Source organism: Gluconacetobacter tumulicola (assembly GCF_014174215.1).
Taxonomy (GTDB): domain Bacteria; phylum Pseudomonadota; class Alphaproteobacteria; order Acetobacterales; family Acetobacteraceae; genus Gluconacetobacter; species Gluconacetobacter tumulicola.
The window spans coordinates 1-16429 of sequence record NZ_JABEQL010000005.1 but is presented as its reverse complement, the minus strand read 5'-3'; the positions used below and the strand labels follow the sequence as shown (position 1 = coordinate 16429).

14 protein-coding genes and 1 tRNA gene are annotated in these 16429 nt (G+C 63.3%); 7 read left to right on the top strand and 8 right to left on the bottom strand.

Annotation, left to right across the window (positions count from 1 at the left end; all coding sequences use genetic code 11):
* Positions 1-138: 138 nt before the first annotated feature.
* A complete protein-coding gene (locus HLH29_RS04900; RefSeq protein ID WP_182964906.1) occupies positions 139-1134 on the top strand; it encodes a TIR domain-containing protein in 996 nt (331 codons plus the stop codon).
* Positions 1135-1490: 356 nt separating this feature from the next.
* Here HLH29_RS04900 and HLH29_RS04895 read toward each other — a convergent pair whose 3' ends face one another.
* Both HLH29_RS04895 and HLH29_RS04890 read right to left on the bottom strand, forming a co-directional pair.
* Positions 1491-2438, bottom strand: coding sequence for an HNH endonuclease signature motif containing protein (locus HLH29_RS04895; protein ID WP_182964905.1), 948 nt, complete (start codon positions 2436-2438; stop codon positions 1491-1493).
* Between the two features lie 167 nt (positions 2439-2605).
* A complete protein-coding gene (locus HLH29_RS04890; RefSeq protein ID WP_182964904.1) occupies positions 2606-3547 on the bottom strand; it encodes a LysR family transcriptional regulator in 942 nt (313 codons plus the stop codon).
* A gap of 132 nt (positions 3548-3679) precedes the next feature.
* Here HLH29_RS04890 and HLH29_RS04885 point away from each other — a divergent pair, with 132 nt between their 5' ends.
* A complete protein-coding gene (locus HLH29_RS04885) occupies positions 3680-4228 on the top strand; it encodes a hypothetical protein (protein ID WP_182964903.1) in 549 nt (182 codons plus the stop codon).
* Positions 4225-5208 carry an NAD(P)H-quinone oxidoreductase gene (locus HLH29_RS04880; RefSeq protein WP_182964902.1) on the top strand — a complete coding sequence of 328 codons (984 nt, stop codon included), beginning with the start codon at positions 4225-4227 and terminating at the stop codon, positions 5206-5208. The genes HLH29_RS04885 and HLH29_RS04880 overlap by 4 nt, the downstream gene beginning before the upstream one ends.
* A 184-nt stretch (positions 5209-5392) precedes the next feature.
* Here the strand turns inward: HLH29_RS04880 and HLH29_RS04875 are convergent, their stop codons facing one another.
* Together HLH29_RS04875 and HLH29_RS04870 are read right to left on the bottom strand one after the other, a co-directional pair.
* The gene (locus tag HLH29_RS04875) at positions 5393-7450 is read right to left on the bottom strand and encodes a ParB/RepB/Spo0J family partition protein (protein WP_182964901.1); all 2058 of its coding nucleotides are present in this window, start codon (positions 7448-7450) and stop codon (positions 5393-5395) included.
* Positions 7451-7924: 474 nt separating this feature from the next.
* A tRNA-Gly gene (locus HLH29_RS04870) sits at positions 7925-7999 on the bottom strand.
* A gap of 194 nt (positions 8000-8193) precedes the next feature.
* Between HLH29_RS04870 and HLH29_RS04865 the strand changes: the two genes are divergently transcribed.
* The 3 genes from HLH29_RS04865 to HLH29_RS04855 all read left to right on the top strand — a co-directional run bounded on the left by HLH29_RS04865 (position 8194) and on the right by HLH29_RS04855 (position 10189).
* Positions 8194-9192, top strand: coding sequence for a tetratricopeptide repeat protein (locus tag HLH29_RS04865; RefSeq protein ID WP_182964900.1), 999 nt, complete (start codon positions 8194-8196; stop codon positions 9190-9192).
* 70 nt (positions 9193-9262) lie between these two features.
* Positions 9263-9931: an LON peptidase substrate-binding domain-containing protein gene (locus HLH29_RS04860; protein ID WP_182965042.1), complete on the top strand. Its 669-nt coding sequence runs from the start codon at positions 9263-9265 to the stop codon at positions 9929-9931.
* A gap of 66 nt (positions 9932-9997) precedes the next feature.
* Positions 9998-10189, top strand: coding sequence for a Trm112 family protein (locus HLH29_RS04855; RefSeq protein WP_114729276.1), 192 nt, complete (start codon positions 9998-10000; stop codon positions 10187-10189).
* A gap of 127 nt (positions 10190-10316) precedes the next feature.
* Here the strand turns inward: HLH29_RS04855 and panC are convergent, their stop codons facing one another.
* A complete protein-coding gene (gene panC / locus HLH29_RS04850) occupies positions 10317-11198 on the bottom strand; it encodes a pantoate--beta-alanine ligase (protein ID WP_246373822.1) in 882 nt (293 codons plus the stop codon).
* A 226-nt stretch (positions 11199-11424) separates the two neighbouring features.
* Here panC and HLH29_RS04845 point away from each other — a divergent pair, with 226 nt between their 5' ends.
* Positions 11425-11580, top strand: a complete 156-nt coding sequence (locus HLH29_RS04845; RefSeq protein WP_182964899.1) for a hypothetical protein — start codon at positions 11425-11427, stop codon at positions 11578-11580.
* A 7-nt stretch (positions 11581-11587) separates the two neighbouring features.
* Here HLH29_RS04845 and HLH29_RS04840 read toward each other — a convergent pair whose 3' ends face one another.
* The 3 genes from HLH29_RS04840 to HLH29_RS04830 form a co-directional block, all read right to left on the bottom strand.
* Positions 11588-12505 (bottom strand): transglutaminase family protein, encoded by a 918-nt coding sequence (locus tag HLH29_RS04840; RefSeq protein ID WP_182964898.1) that lies wholly within the window; start codon positions 12503-12505, stop codon positions 11588-11590.
* A complete protein-coding gene (locus HLH29_RS04835) occupies positions 12502-14994 on the bottom strand; it encodes a circularly permuted type 2 ATP-grasp protein (RefSeq protein WP_246373820.1) in 2493 nt (830 codons plus the stop codon). The genes HLH29_RS04840 and HLH29_RS04835 overlap by 4 nt, the downstream gene beginning before the upstream one ends.
* Before the next feature lie 79 nt (positions 14995-15073).
* Positions 15074-16144, bottom strand: a complete 1071-nt coding sequence (locus tag HLH29_RS04830) for a zinc-binding metallopeptidase family protein (protein WP_182964896.1) — start codon at positions 16142-16144, stop codon at positions 15074-15076.
* Between the last annotated feature and the right edge of the window lie 285 nt (positions 16145-16429).

Below are 16429 nucleotides of genomic sequence, written 5' to 3'. Positions count from 1 at the left end.
GGGGGCTATTCTCATCCAGGAGACATCCGCGTAAGCTCTTTTTCTAAAAAAACACGGGTGATTGACCGGGGAATTGATCGTTTCAAAAAAGTCAACCTCAGTCGCAGCCGCAGGATCATTCTATCTCTATGGTGAACCATGAATGAACAACGAAAGTATGACATCGCGTTATCGTTCGCGGGAGAAGAGCGAGATTACGTTGATCGTGTCGCTAACCTTCTTAATGAACGTGGCGTAAAAGTATTTTATGATCTCTTCGAGGAAGCCGATTTATGGGGAAAAGACCTCTACAGTCATCTCTCTGATGTTTATCACAAACAAGCCCAATTTACTGTGATGTTTATCTCTAAAGCCTATGCTCGTAAGCTTTGGACTAATCAGGAGCGAAAGTCGGCTCAGGCTCGTGCGTTCCAATCTGCTCAAGAGTATATATTGCCAGCACGTTTTGATGATACTGAAATACCGGGGATATTGCCCACGGTAGGCTATGTCTCGCTAAAAAATCGTTCTCCCGAAGACTTAGTCTCTCTTATTACGAAAAAGCTTATTAGCTCGGGCGGATCGATTCCGACAGAGTTGGTTCGTCGCGATTTTAGCATTCTGGCGCGTCACGACGTCGGCGTAGCCAGAAAGTTTTCTGTGATCGTCACAGATGATGAAGGTACACCTATAAAAAATTGTGAGATTACTTTGCAGGCCGACAATGGAACCTACAATAATATCAAAACCAATGATGATGGCGAGGCAACATTTGATTTAAAGACCCGGAGATCCACAAAACTGCTGGTGTCGCATCCTACTTTTCCCGCAGCGATATATGACAAGGTGGACCCAGATGGAACTATGGAAATTACGTTGCCCCGAATGGACAACCTTGGTTCTGTTACGATGCGTAGAACCGGCTCTATTCCAGGACTCAAGGGAAGTCTGAACCCCATTCTTGACACATCAAATAGAACTTATCTTTACGCTACCAATATTTCCATCAATGGTGGCCAGACGCAGCCTGTCACATTCAAAATCAATGTATCATTAGAACTTGAAGACGCAGATGGGGCGATTGTATATGCAACGGTAAAGCATATCGCTGGTGACATATCTTTGCTTCAGTATACTAGGAAGCCCGAAGGGTAACGCTAGACTTAAGAATTACGATGATCGCTGGAAAAATGGTTTCGGACAAAGTCTGCTTTCTGGCTAGCCGCAAGGCGCTTCAAACGACCCAGATGAAGGCGTAAATTATACGGAAAAAGCTGACAGCAAGCTTGGAGGGTAAGCGGCATGTCCGGTATTGAGGGCTCAGTCGGCCGGGAGCGGACATCGCCGCCTGACGGCCTTGGGCCGGGAATGGACTGGCAGCTGCCGGATCTGGGATTGGGGTTAGCTGACGTTGCCGACGAACGTGGCATCGGTGGGTCTTGACCCACTTCGGACTCTCGCCTTCCAGAAGCGCGTTGCAGCACCAAATCGCCCAAGCCGTACTCCATCGCTTAGCACCTTGACTGGGACTTCGACTTGCGCGGCTTTAGACCTCGCCGCGCCTGTTCCCACAGTTCCGGTAGGTTGAGATCGGGAAGCAAGGTCGGCAAATCGGGGTCGCCGGTGCCAATGAAGACCCATGCCGGCTGCCACTCGCGCAGCACGTTCTTGACGATTTTCGTGACCTGTGTTCGGACGCTTGGCCGATCCGTGACTGGCACCCGATCGTCGATCCCTTCGCAATGGTAATGCAGGAACTGCCCCTGACAGAGATGCAGGCTACCAGTAAGCAACGACTGGTCGCGAAGCGAAAAGAGGATCGTGACCCTTGGCTCGGCCGGATTGATATAAATGCTTGCCGAGGATTTGGTCGCCCAATCCGGATCGGTTAAACGGGCGACCACAGCCGGTTTCAAGGTCCGGCTATAGCCGGTGCCACAGCATGGGCAATGCTCAACCGGCAACGGCGCGTCGATCATCGCCATTTTGACGTTCGGACCGATCGAAATAAGGTCCGCAACCACTTCATCCGTCAGCCGGTCGAGATCGCCGTCAAGCAGATGATAGGATTGCTTCATTGCGATGCGCTCATCCGGCCACTGAAGGACAAGTTGCAGCGAATGGATCAGCTCTTGGGTGCCGTAACTGGAAAGCGTTGCCAGCACTTTCGGTTCCGGGCGTTGGGCCTCGGCGACGAAACTTTCCCAGTCCGTCTTGAACTGGAGGATCTCCTCGGCCTTCAACTCAGTATGTCGCGGCGCATATTCGCCAGACCGATGGTGCCGGTCATGGTCTTCGACGCACAGCACGGCGAGATTGGCATCGACCGTGTTGGCGTTGTCGCCGTCAATGTGATGCAGATGAAACCCAACGCTTCGCCGCTTGCAGACGCAGCAGCGAAAGGCATTGGTCTCCTTTAGCCGGTCGCGTTGATTATCGCTCGGTCGGACGCGCGTCATTTGATTCGGCCTTCAGTCGATGGTGTGGCCGTTCGCGAGCGCAGCGTGAACCGCCACGGGATTCGCGGACGCCAATTTTCGTCTTTTATGTCACCATGTCCACTTCGCGGAAAGGCCAAGCTCCATTCCGACGTCCGCAAAGAGGCGATAACCGACTGGAAACTCCCTTATTCACTAGCCTGAACCTCACGACTTTCCCAAGTCGGGGGTATCCCGATGGTCGTGCGCAGCGCTGCTATGACAACTCGTAAACGAGCCGACGGCTGAGCCAGTGCGCGCAGCAACCAGATACCGTCAAGATGAGTGTTCCACGGGTCGTCGGTCAGGCGAATCCGCGTGAGGGTCTCCGTGTTGACGTCCGGCCCGACCACCCAATCTGGCAGCAGGGCAATTCCCATGCCTGAACGTGCTGCCAACCTCATCGCCTCGAAATCGTCACACCGGAAAACCGGCTTGATGTCGCTCCCGTCAACAAGGCGCTGACCCAGAATATCTGCCCAGCCTAGCAGATCATTGCCATGAAGTTTGTCGATCAGCCTGTGCTGACGAAGTTGGTCCGGAGTTGCCGGTTCGCCATAGCGATCAAGATAACGCCGGCTGGCAACAAGAAGCCGCTTCTGGTCGGCCAGTTTGGTCGCGATCAGGGTGCTGTCGGCCAAGTGTCCGATCCGGATAACCGCGTCCAGCCGCTCAAGCACAGGATCAGCGAGACGCTCTGTCAGATCCAGTTCGATGTGTAGACCGGGATGCTCCACCAGCAAACTTTCCAGTGCCGGAATGACATAGCGCTTGCCGAAGGTCGGAAAGCACGCGATCCGCACCGTTCCCGTCACGACACCGTCGAACGCAGCGACTTCTGCATGGACGTCTGCCAGTTGATCCAGCAGTGGCTGGGCACGTTCAAGCATGCGCTCACCCGCATCTGTCAGCGCAAGCGCTCGGGTGGACCGGATCAGAAGCGGGACACCCACGGAATATTCCAATGCGTCGATCTGGCGGACGATCGCTGAAGGTGTCTGCCCGCGCCTCCGCGCGGCAGCAGAGAAACTCCCTTGGCGGACCACATCGACGAAGACGCCAAGATGTTCGGCGAAGCGGGGGTCTCTCATCCAACAGGCTCATCTTTGCTAATTCGGCAAAAGCGCTCTCTCAAATCTATGCGTTATCATAACACTTCTGTCGAGGCATCCCTTGGACACAGACGCGGCACGACGCTGCATCGCGTAAAAGGGAAATCGGACATGAAAATTCTGGATCAAATCCTGTCGCAATCTGCCTACTCGCATGAGATCGATGTGCCGTTCGCTCAGGTCGACATAGCGGATTGGCTGTTCACGTTGTCGGAAGCCGAGTATCTACGCTGCTGTGAACCGGACCATATTGCTGCCGGCATCACGACCACTGACGACGGTCGGCGGATGTCGATCAATGTTGAAATGGTCGGGAGCGGTCTGGTCGTGCAGCACTACGTCGCGGATGAAGCAACGCCCAGCTACTGCCGCATGAACTCGATCTCGGACGTCTTTACGGCCAACGGTCGTACCAGGGTCAACGTCCTGTGGGAGCTGATCGCGGAAGACACCGGAAACGGCCGGACCCGCTACACGAACCGTGTGACAGCCCGACCGACCGACGACTTCATGGCGTTTATCGACGCAAACGGGATTGCATTCGAGACCGCTGCTGCTGCTCGTCAGGCGGCTGGCAGCGACCATAATCGTCGGGAAACACCGCTCTTTGCCGAGAGCATTGCGCGCCGCGCCCTGTCTCGTCAGGAGAGCGCACAATGAGGGCCGTTCACTATGCCGATTTCGGCCCTGCGGATGTATTGCGTGTCGAGGATGCCCCGTTTCCGATTTTGAGGCCGAATGATCTGATCGTTCGTGTTCATGCGGCAGGCGTCAACCGGGCGGATATTCTGCAACGGAACGGCTTTTACGCAGGTCAGCATTTTGGAGACAGTCATCTGCTGGGTCTCGAACTTGCGGGAGAGGTCAAGGCGGTAGGCAGTGATGTCACAGGGTTCGAGACGGGCGACCGAGTCATGGCTATCGTGGGCGGTGGCGCTTACGCAGACGACGCACGAGTGGATCAGGCTATGGCGGTCAAGATTCCGGCGTCCCTGACATGGATCGAGGGGGGCGCCATCATGGAATCCTTCGTGACAGCGGTCGAGGTGTTGCACCATCTGGCGAATATAACGGCTGGTCAGACGGTCCTGATCCATGCGGCGGCTGGTGGCATTGGTTCTGCCTGCGTTCAGTTGGCGGCTGCACTCGGAGCACGTGTTATTGCAACCACAAGCACCGTGCGTGCCCCAGACGTTCAGGGGCTGGGTGCGGACGTGGTTCTGGATCGCCAGACTGAACTGTGGGAGTCCGGCGTCAAGGCGGCAACGGATGGTAGAGGCGTCGATGCCGTCATAGATTTTGTTGGCGGCAGTTATCTGGCACCCAGCCTGCGGAGCTTGCGTGAAGGCGGGACGCTCGTGCAGGTCGGTGTACTCAGTGACGATGCCGACGTGGTTATCCCCTTGAACCTCGTCCTGCATAATCACCTGCGCCTCCTGGGAACGGTGATGAAGTCACGCACCATCGCAGAAAAACGCGACATGATAAAGCGATTCAAGGAGATTGCTCTCCCACTCTTTACAAGCGGCGCGCTCAGGCCAGTGGTCTATGCGACAGTCCCTTTACAGTACGCCGGCGAAGCCCACCGCATGATGGAAGCCGGCGGCGGGGTCGGGAAGATCGTTCTCACGTGCGACTAGCTGACACCTGCCCCGGGAGGCCTGCGGCGGATATTTTAGGGGCTTGGTGGGAAAGCGGACTGCCCGCTTGGAAGGTTGTATGTCCGACATGAAGGGGGGAAGCAGAAGCACTGCCGAGTAGCATGACAGCATGAAAAAAGCGGCTCCCGGAGACCGGAAGCCGCCATTTTCATTCAGGGAAATGCTATTCCGCAGCAACCGCGGCAGGCCCGTCTGCTGAGTAATCGGGGGCTTCGTCAGTTTTCATCTGCGCGGACAGTCCTTTCGTGCGTAATGCTTCGGGCAGCCAGCCGGAGCCGTCGAGCAACTGCTCGGCTGCCTGTGCCATGTCGGCCTTCTTCACATGGGCAATGCGGTCAGCAGCCTCGTCACCCCGCGCCTCACGTACGGCTTCAAGGATGCGCGCCTTGGTGACACGGCCGAGATAGTTCTCCACCGTCGCCTGCCAGCCCGCCTCGACCAGGTCGAGCCGAAGCGCGGTCGCAAGCCGGTCGGCGCGGGCCAGCCGCTCCCTGATGCTACGCGCCAGAGACGGACCATGGGACGATTCATGCAGCGCATTGACCCCGAAGGACAGGCAATGCGCCAGCAGGGCCAGGCGACTGGTGTCGTCCAGCCGGTCGAGCCACAGCCAGAGTGCATCCTCGTCTTCCGGCAAATCGTGCTTCCAGCCCTCGTTGCGCTGGCGCAGCGCGTGAGCCGGCAGGCTGCCCGGCATGTCGGGGGAATGGACCTGCAGCGGGATTTCCCGGACATAGGCTTCCAGGCAGTCCGCGCCCGAGACCTGCCAGTAGACGTCACGCACCAGCGTGTGGAGCAGTTCGGTCAGCGCGATATGCGGATTGGCAGCAAACGCATCGCGCAGGGCCAGCGTGCGCCAGGCCGTCAGTTCCGTCAGCAGGCGATCGGAAAGCGGCTTCAGTCCGTCTTCTTCCTCGGGCTCGGCGTCGGGACCGCTTTCCCGCAGGTCCCCTTCGACATCGTCTCCCCCGTCATGACGGACGACAGCGTCATCGTCACCCTCGGGTGCATCGTGGCCGTCCTCGGGCTCCGCCGGCACATCTTCCGGCCGGACGAAGCCCCGTTCGACCAGCAGCGTACCGTCTGTATCCAGGCTGACGAAGGCACCAGCGCGAGCCACGTCCGCCGGATCGAAGGATACCGGGCGTTCCTCCAGCGCCTCGATGGCCTGCTCGATCTCGCCAAGGCGCGCGTCGATTTCCTCCGGGAACTCATCGGCCTGCGCGTATTCCGCCTCAATGTCCTCCTGCTCGCTGTGCAGCGCGATCAGACGGCCGGCTTCTTCCTCCGAAAGCGCAACAGGCGTGCCCTCGATCTCCGCATAGTCCCGCGTATGCCCCCAGGGGAAGGACAGCACCGTTTCGACCCATTTCCAGCCTTCAGTACGGATGGCCTCGGCGGCTGCCGCCAGCTTTTCCATGACCAACCGGTCGAGCAGGGTCGGATCCTGCAGCCAGCCGCCATCGTCAGCCTCGAACAGGTCACGCATGACGTGACCACCTGCCGCCTGATAAGCCCCCAGCCCGACGAAACGCACGCGGCGATCCGAGGCGCGCACGGTTTTCTCCGTCAGCATGCGGCGGATCAGATAGGGCTCGCGGTTATGGCTCTGGGAGACGATCTCCCAGACCTGCTCCTGCCGCACAGGATCATCACTGATAGAAAAGGCCATCAACTGGTCGAGCTTCATGCCGTCCTGCTCGTAGATATCGAGCAGTTTGTCTGAGACGGTCATCAGGCGCAGGCGCTGCTTGACCACGGTCGGCACGACGAAGAACGCCGCGGCGATCTCTTCTTCGGACATGCCCTTCTCCAGCATTTCGCGAAAGGCACGAAACTGGTCCAGCGGATGCAGCGCCACGCGCTGGACGTTCTCGGCCAGGGAGTCATCTTCGGCGAGAATGGCCGAGCCGGCCTCGCGCACGACACACGGCACCGGGGCCGTCTTGGCCAGCTTCTTCTGCTTCACCAGCAGTTCGAGCGCGCGGAACCGGCGACCACCGGCCGGCACTTCGTAGGAACCTGTCTCCGTCCCCTCCCCGTTCAGGACGGGCCGGACGTTCAGGCTCTGGAGCAGCCCACGACGTTCGATATCGCGGGCCAGTTCCTCGATCGACAGGCCGGCCTTCACACGCCGTACGTTGGACTGCGACAGCACCAGCTTGTTGAAAGGGATATCACGGGACGCATTGAGGGCGATTTTCTGGATGGCGCTCGCCATGGCGGGACACTCCGTGACGGATGGGCAGAAGCCTCTCTCCCCCCTGAATCCGTCACGAAACCGCCACTTCCCTTTGCCTCTTTCCCGGTCACACACCGAATAATCGGAAACGGGATTCCGCACGTCCAAACCGTGATGGTCCGCTGTCGGCGCGACCAGGTGGCGGCCTAGGAACCGCGATAGACTGTACGACAATACAGAATGAAAGACCCTGTCTCGGGCAAGCTGGCCTGTGAAACGCATCGCTTCAACCAGCGGATTGGGATAGGTTCGGAACACCGTCATGACGGCGGAAAACCTCCGCTCGTCGGACGTCTGTCATGGGAGACGACTCATGCCGCCAGTATCCGCAAGCGGCCGCGATTACGCCGCCGTTTGCTTCCCCCCTGCTTCCCCGGTCAGTCTGCCGGGGGCGGGGAAGCAAAAAACGGCCCCGAAGGGCCGCTTTAACCGACTGATTTTCCGAGGAAAATCTGGAGCGGGCGATGGGATTCGAACCCACGACCCCAACCTTGGCAAGGTTGTGCTCTACCCCTGAGCTACGCCCGCTCACCGTGTCGGTGAACGGGGGTTTAAGGGAAAGCAGATCGGCTGACAAGGGGGGAAAATGCTCTTCCGGGTTTTTTATGTCGGGGGTGCTTTGCCGCTTGTGAGACAGGTTGGCGATGACAATGTTAAGGTCAGCATGAGGCCGGGCCATACCCGGCGGTAGAGCACGATAAAAACAGGCAGGATCGGTTTTCATGGAGTACATCATCGGTCAGTCCCGAGCAGCTCAGCGCCCGGCGGGTGGCCTGATTGACGAAGCGGGGGCCCCTGCGATGGCAAGCGCCGCAGCGCATAACGACGCCGGGATGATCGTCGACGGCAACCAGGACACGTTCATGCAGGACGTGCTGGAAGCCAGCCGTACCATGCCGGTCCTGGTCGATTTCTGGGCCACTTGGTGCGGCCCTTGCAAACAGCTGACGCCGGTTCTGGAAAAGATCGTCCGGTCGGCCGGTGGCCGAGTCAAGCTGGTCAAGATCGACGTGGATGCCAACCGGGCCCTGGCCCAGCAGTTGGCGCAGGTCGGGCTGCCGCTGCAATCCATTCCGCTGGTCGCGGCCTTCTGGCAGGGGCAGATTCTCGACCTGTTCCAGGGCGCGCAGCCGGAAAGCGAGATCAAGCGTTTCGTCGAGGGCCTGTTGCAGGCCGCCGGGGGCGGCAGCATGCCGGCCGCGGACCTGATTGCCGCCGCCCGCGCCGCACTGGATGCCGGCAGCGCCGAGGAAGCGGCCGGACTCTATTCCCAGACCATCGAAATCGAGCCCGAGAACCCGGCCGCCTGGGGCGGGCTGACACGCGCCCTGATCGCCATGGGGGACGAGGACGCCGCCGAGGCCGCCCTGGCCGACGTGCCGGCCAAGATCGCCGAGCATGCCGAGATCACCGGAGCCCGTGCGGCCCTGGACCTGAAGCGCGAAGGCCGCAAGGCCGCCGAGGCCGCCGAGGATCTGCGCCGGCGCCTGGCCGCCGACCCGGCCGACCATGAAGCACGCTATGAGCTGGCGGCAGCACTGAACGCGGCGGGCCTGCGGCAGGAAGCCGCCGACGAATTGCTGAGCATCATGCGGCAGGATCGCGGCTGGAATGACGATGCCGCGCGGCTGCAGCTGATCCGGCTGTTCGAGGCCTGGGGGCATGACGACCCCGCGACTTTGCAGGCGCGGCGGCGCATGTCCTCGCTGCTGTTTTCGTGACGTGCGCCCCCATGGCCTGCCAGCGTTGATCGACGACGACGTTCCCCGTGCTGTCCCGCGCCTGCGGGACATGACGCTGGCGGACATGCCGGCCGAACTGGGCCTGTTCCCGCTCCGCGAGGTTCTGCTGCTGCCACGGGGCAAGCTGCCGCTGAATGTCTTCGAGCCGCGCTATGTCGCGTTGCTTGAGGACGCACTGGCGGGGAACCGGCTGATCGGCATGATCCAGCCGCGTGACGAGGCCATGGACGACGAGGATGGCGAGAACGGCGAGGATCAGTTCCCGCCCCTGTACGATATCGGCGCCGTCGGGCGTGTGACCTCGCTGACCGAACGGGCCGACGGAACCTATGCCGTGACGCTGACCGGCCTGGCCCGGTTCCGCCTGTTGCGCGAAACCGGCCTGCACCGTGGCTATCGTCGGGCGCGAATCGATGTGTCGTCCTTCGCCAGCGACCTGACGGACAGTGCGGACCTGTTCTTCGATCGCAGCCGCATGCTGACGGCGCTGCGGCGCTATTGCAGCCTGCGGGGATTCGGCACGCGCTGGAACGTGATCGAGCAGATGGATGACGAGACGCTGCTGATCACCCTGCCGATGATCTGCCCCTTCCCCGCCGCCGAAAAACAGGCGCTGCTCGAATCCGCCTCGCTGAACGACCGGGCGCGGACATTGCAGACCCTGCTGGAACTGGCTGGACATGAGCCCGGCGACGATGCATCTCACCCACCGGTGTGAGGCCCCATCCACACGACGCCGGATGGGCTGCCTCCGCAACCGGCCATGCGTACAGGAGACCAGCCGATGACCGAAACCGCCCAGCCCCCCCTGGACCCGCGCCTGCTGTCGATCCTGGTCTGCCCCGTCACCAAGGGGCCGCTGATCTATGACCGCGAGGCCGGGGAACTGATCAGCCGCCAGGCCGGCCTGGCCTTTCCGATCCGCGACGGCATTCCCATCATGCTGCCCGATGAGGCCCGTTCGCTCGACGCCTGAGACAAGGGCGTTGCCCTTGACCCACCAAAGGGCAGTCGCCCTTTGGAAACCCATTCATTATCAAATGATTGGGGTGCAGGGCCTCAGGCCCTGCCGGGTCCAGGGCAGAGCCCTGGCCTGACGGAGCCTACATCTTCGCGGGCAGAACCGGCACGTTGTCGATCAGCCGGACGCCGGCCAGCCACGCGGCCGCCAGCAGTCTCGCCGGCTGGCCGTCGAAACGCACCAACGGCGCCAGATCGGCTTCGCGCCGCAATTCCAGATACTCCACATCGCTGAACCCGGCCGCCAGCAGGCGGTCGCGCGTTGTCGCCATGACCATGTCCATGGACTGGCCATCGGCGATCGCGCGAGCCGCGTCTTCCAGCGCCTGTGGCAGGGCGCGGGCGTGGTCGCGGTCGCCGGGACCGGTCAGGCGACGATTGCGCGACGACATCGCCAGCCCGTCGGCCTCGCGCACGGTCAGGCAGGTTTCCACCCGGATCGGGATGTCCAGATCGGCGGCCATCCGGCGGACGACATGCACCTGCTGGAAATCCTTCTCGCCAAAGAAGGACGCGTCGGCCTGGCTTTGCAGGAACAGTTTGCACACCACGGTCGCCACCCCGTCGAAATGGCCGGGACGATGGGCACCGCACAGGCCGTCCGACACGCCGCGCACCGACACGGTGGTGGCGAAGCCGGGCGGATATATCCCGGCCACCGTCGGCGCGTAGAGCACATGCGCGCCGGCTTCCGCCAGCAGGCGCGCATCGGCTTCCATGACGCGCGGATAGGTTTCGAGGTCCGCCGGATTATCGAACTGGGTCGGGTTGACGAAGATCGAGACGATCACCCGATCGGTGGCGCGCAGGGCCGCGCGCACCAGGCTGAGATGCCCCTCATGCAGCGCGCCCATCGTCGGCACCAGCCCGACCGTCAGCCCGTCCCGCTTCCAGTCGCGCACCGCCTGCCGCAGGTCGGCGACGGCATGGAGCGTCCGCATGTCGGTGGTAAGCGTTTCCAGCATCTGTCCTGCCGTCCGTGGAGGGTTGCGCCCGGTTATATCGGCCCGTTTCCCCGGCAAGGAAAGGCCGGCGCCATCTCTTCCGCGTGAGCCGGAATGTCTGCTATGAACGCCTGCGGCCTGGTGTCCCGCATGCGAAATTCATGCATGAATTTCCGAGACCGGCAGGCGACCAGGATATTCTTTTTATCCAGTCTCCGCCGGGCGGAGACCGGGCAGGAGGCCCCCTTTGCTCCAGACGATGCGGTTTATTGGCCTGGCGGCCCTCGTTCTCTCGGTTGCCGCCTGTGGGGGAGGCAAGCACAAGCATTCCCCGAAGACCCAGAAGGAAATCTGGCAGAGCCAAGGCTTCGAAGCCGGGTTGAAGACGTCCGGCGCGCACTGACCCGGCGTCAGGGCGTCTCGTCGACCGGTTCGGCGGGCAAATCTTCCCATTCCTCGGCGGGGACCAGATCGACGCCCACCTTCAGCCTGTCATTGCCACCGCCCAGGATCAGCCCGTGTACCGGGCTGATATCGGCGTAATCGCGCCCCCAGCCCAGGACGACATGCTCGTCGCGCATCACGATGCCATTGGTGGGGTCCAGACCGATCCAGCCATAGGCCGGGCCCAGCCATGCCCCGACCCAGGCGTGGGACTGGTCCGACCCCAGCCGCCGCGCCTGCCCCGGCGGCGGGCGGGTGCGGATATAGCCGGACATGTAGCGCGCCGGCACGCCGATCCAGCGCAGGGCGCTGATCATGAGATGCGTGAAATCCTGGCACACGCCCTCGCGCCGGGCCAGGACCTGCTCGATCGGGGTGGAGAGCGTGGTGACGCCGGCGCGAAAGCGGAAATCGGTGTAGATCCGCATGTTCAGGTCCAGCAGCGCCGCCAGGACCGACCGGCCGGGGGTGAAGGACAGGGCGGCATAATCGCCCGCCGCCGCGTTGGCCGCGCACATCGGGCTGTCGAACAGGAATTCCGCCGCCTGCCATGCCGGCGCGCCGCCCGCGCGCGCGAGGGCGGCCACATCCTCCCATGACAGGGTGGCGTCTTCGGACGGCGGCGGGGCGAAGGCGACCTCGACCTCCGATTCCGCCAGCACGTCGAAGCTGTCATGGGGGGCTTCGTGATACAGCCAGGCGATCAGGTTGCCGAAATAATCGACGCCATTCACCCGCCGCACCGGGGACGGCGTGACTTCCAGCCGCGTCCAGTGCACCGCCTGCCCCGGCAGGGCGCGCGGCGTGACATGCACGATATGGGCCGCCAGGTCGACCGGGCTGCCATAGACGTAACGGGTCAGGTGGCGCACGCGATAGATCATGATTCGTCCGTTGCCTCGCCACGATCGACGGTGCGCAGGCCGCCGACCGCGCGCGGAGAGGTCAGCACGACGAAATAACGCCGTGCGATCTGCTGCCCCAGGTCGCGCAGCCCGGCATGGATGGCGAGCAATCGCTCCGGCAGCGCCGCCGCCGCGACATCCTGCTGCGGTGCCGACAGCACGTCATTCACCACCCCGCGCAGGCGTTCCATGACCTGGGCCGCCGCGCCGGCCAGGCCCGTCCCGTCGCCGGGTTCCAGATCGGCCAGCGCGTCGGCGACCATCGCCATCTGGCTGGCCACGCCGCGCGGATTGCCGCCGTCCAGCAGCAGCAGGTCCAGCACCGGAGCCGGCTGGAACACCGCGAAATAGCGCGACCGATAGGTGATGGCGCAGTCGCTGAGTTCCAGCATCAGCCGCAATGCCCCTTCCATCCGGCCACGCTGGGCGACATCCTTCTGGCGCAGGATCAGCGCCATCGAGGTCAGGATCGCGCCGGCCCGTTCGACCCGGCGGCCCAGTTCCAGGAATTGGCGGCCGCCGCTGCGCACCATGTTTTCCGCCGTCAGGCCGGAAATGGTCGCGCCATAGCGCAGCAGGCCGTCGGTGACGCGGCCCACCCGTTCCAGCGTGCGCCCGGCATCGCCCGTCACCCGTGCCTCGCGCAACTGGCTGCGCAGCGCGTCGGTGCCCTGGACGATGGTCTCGAACGTCTCGACCGTCATCCGGTCGCGCAAGCCTGCCGACACCCGCGCGATTTCGGACAGCAGGCGCTGGGGCATGCCGGCATCGAGCGTGACGGCGGCCAGGGCCCGCACCTGGGTGGCGAAGCCCGCGCCGGCCATGCTTTCGTCCTGCAGCAGGCCGATATGGACCGCCAGGCGCAGCACGGTTTCCAGTTCCGCCCGCTCGCGGGGGGAGCCGTCGATCCGGCCGACCCGGCGCGTCAGCACGCGCAGGACGCGCCCGGCATCTTCCAGTTGTTCCAGATAGCGGCCCAGCCAGAAGAAATCGTCGGCCGCCCGGCTGGGCAGATCCCCCTGCCCGCGACGGATGGCCAGGACCGGCATGGGAGGGGCCGCGATGCCGACCAGGTTCCGGCTGTCCTCGACGGTGACCCAGACATCCTTGGTGATGCTGTGCCCGCCGCGCGCGCGATCCATCGGGCCGCCGGGCGGCAGGTCGGAATCGGGCAGCAGGCGCGCCATGCCGCCGGGCATGACCTGCCAGGCGCCGCCATCGAACAGCGCGAACAGGCGCAGGACGATGCCGCCGGGTTCGATCCCGGCAGACCCGATCGACGGCATGACCGAGGGTGCAAGTGCCTCGACCGCCACGAACCGGTCCGGGGTGCGGCGCAGGGCCGCCAGCATGCTGTCCTTCGCCCGGTCGAGGCGGCAGGAGGCGCCACGGGTGCTGGCGCTGTCACGCAGCCACCAGCGGCTCCGGTCTTCGGACAGCAGGGCATCGACCCCATATTGCGCCGGCCAGAGGGTCGGCACGTCGGGCAGTTTCAGGTCTTCGCCGATCAGGCGCCGAGCCAGTGCAGGCATGAAGGCGGCCAGGCCCGGGGCCTCGACAAGGCCGGATGCGGGGTGGTTCACCAGATGGACCGCGCCGCCGCGCGCGGCGTCCAGCAGGCCGGCAATGCCGGGCGTGCCGCCGCCTTCAAGCTCCAGCGGGTCGACCGTCCATCCGTCCTGGCGCAGCAGGAGCACATCAACCGGGCGGAGGCCGCGTACGGTCTTGAGCCACAGCGCGCCATCGCGCACCGCCAGGTCGCCGGCCTCGGCCAGCACGCAGCCCAGCTCCCGCGCCAGGATCACATGCTCGGCCCACAGCGTGCCGCGCGGACCCGGCGTCAGCAGCGCCAGGCCGGGGTTGCGGTCCGGCAGGCCGGCCAGCCGGTGCAGGCTGTCCTGCCACGCGTCGAAGAAGGGCGACAGAGGCTGGACCTCGCGCCCCGCGAACAGCTCGGGCAGCATCCGGGTCATCTGCCGCCGGTTTTCCAGCGCCTGGCCGATGCCGTTGGCGCGCGCCACCCGGTCGGCGGCCACGTGCCACGCGCCATCCGGACCGCGAATCAGGTCCACGGCATAGAAATCGAGGAACGCACCCGAAACCGGGCCGCCCATGCGCAGGAAGTTCGGCGCCGGGTAGACCAGCGCCGGCGGCAGCACGCCATCCGCCAGCAGGGTGCGCGGCCCGTAGAGGTCGCGCAATGTGGACTCCAGCACGCGGGCGCGCTGCACCATCCCTTCCGACAGGCGGGCAAATTCCTGCGCCGTCAGCAGCAGCGGGACCGGGTCGCACCCTGCGGCGGCGCCTTCGACGGGGCCCGCCTGGTCGTGCAGGGCGCGCGCCATCTGCCTGCCGCGTTCGAGCAGTTCACGATGGCCGAGATCGCTGATCGCGCCGAGCAGGCGCCGCCAGTGAGGCCGGACGCCGCCATGACCGTCAACCATCTCGTCAACAGGGATGGGCGCCATGTCCATGATGCATGGTTGTATGGGCGAAGCGGCGCCAACAGTAAACGGTCTTGCGAAGGGTCGCCCGCGGACGGCCCCCTCAGCCCGGCGCGGCGCCGTGGATCAGGTCATGGACATAGGCCAGCTTTTCCAGCGCCGGGGGCGCCAGGACGAACGGGTAGAAATCGATCTGGCCCATCGAGCGGTTCAGGCTGTTGATCGCATAGGTCAGCGGCAGCCACGCGTCGGCGATCCGCTGGAACGGGCCGGGGGCGTAGGGGTTGAACGCGACCTCGGTCTGCAGGGCCTGATCGTCGGACACATGGATATCGACCGACAGGCTATAGGCGCGTGCGGTTTCCAGGGTGGAGACGATGTGCAGGTAGTGCGCCCAGGTCTCGGCGAAATCCTCCCACGGATGCGTGGTCGCGTAATCACTGACGAAATTGTCCTGCCAGTTCGGAGGCGCCCCGACCTGGTAATGATGCTGCAACGCGGCCTGGTAGTCGGCGCGGTCATCCCCGAACAGGGCGCGGAAATCGTCCAGATGGCCGCCGTCGCGCACCAGCACGTTCCAATAATAATGACCGACCTCGTGCCGGAAATGGCCCAGCAGGGTGCGATACAGCTCCCCCATCTCGATCCGCATCGCCTCGCGCTGGGCATCGTTGGCCTCGCGCAGCGCAATGGTGATCAGCCCGTCCTGATGGCCGGTCAGCACTTTTCCGCCATCGGGCGGATCGCCCAGGAAATCGAAGGCCAGCCCGCCTTCGGGGTCATTCAGCCGGTCCACGATCGGCAAATTCAGGCGCAGCAGGGTATAGACCAGCCGGTGTTTTGCCGTTTCCAGCTTCCGCCACTGGTCCAGATGCTCCTGCTCCGTCAGGTCGGGGATCGTCCGGTTCAGGCGGCAGGCCAGGCAGAAGGCATCACCGCCGGCCGGCACCAGCCAGTTGCAGGCGTTCTGCCCGGCATTGGCGCAGAACCGGTAGGACGAGCCAGTCGCGGCCTTCGATAACGGGTGCCACGTGCCGTCCTCACCCGCCACCGGTTCCAGCGCGCTGAGATCATTTTCCTCGGGCAGGTAGCCCAGGCTGTGACCGCACCGCTCGCAGGCCGTGTTCTCGAAGAACAGGACCTGATTGCAGGACTGGCAGGCGAACAGCTTCATGATGCGGGCTCCCGGACCGTTTCAGGTGCCGGCACAACGCATTGATTGGGACGGTCGTTCCGTTTTGTCGGGACGCTGCCCGACACCCCTGCAGGAGGCTTGCCTCCTGCACCTCCCGGGGTTGGGGTTAAGACCCACATGTATGTTCGCTATGGCGGGAAGAACGAACCCGCAGCGCGGGAATGGTGTAGCGTGGCTGTCTGTCACCACGGCGTGAAACAGGTGTTTTATTTGAAGCTGACCTGATGGTCCGCCGCACTCTGGCTTGTGTCCAACACAAGGAGC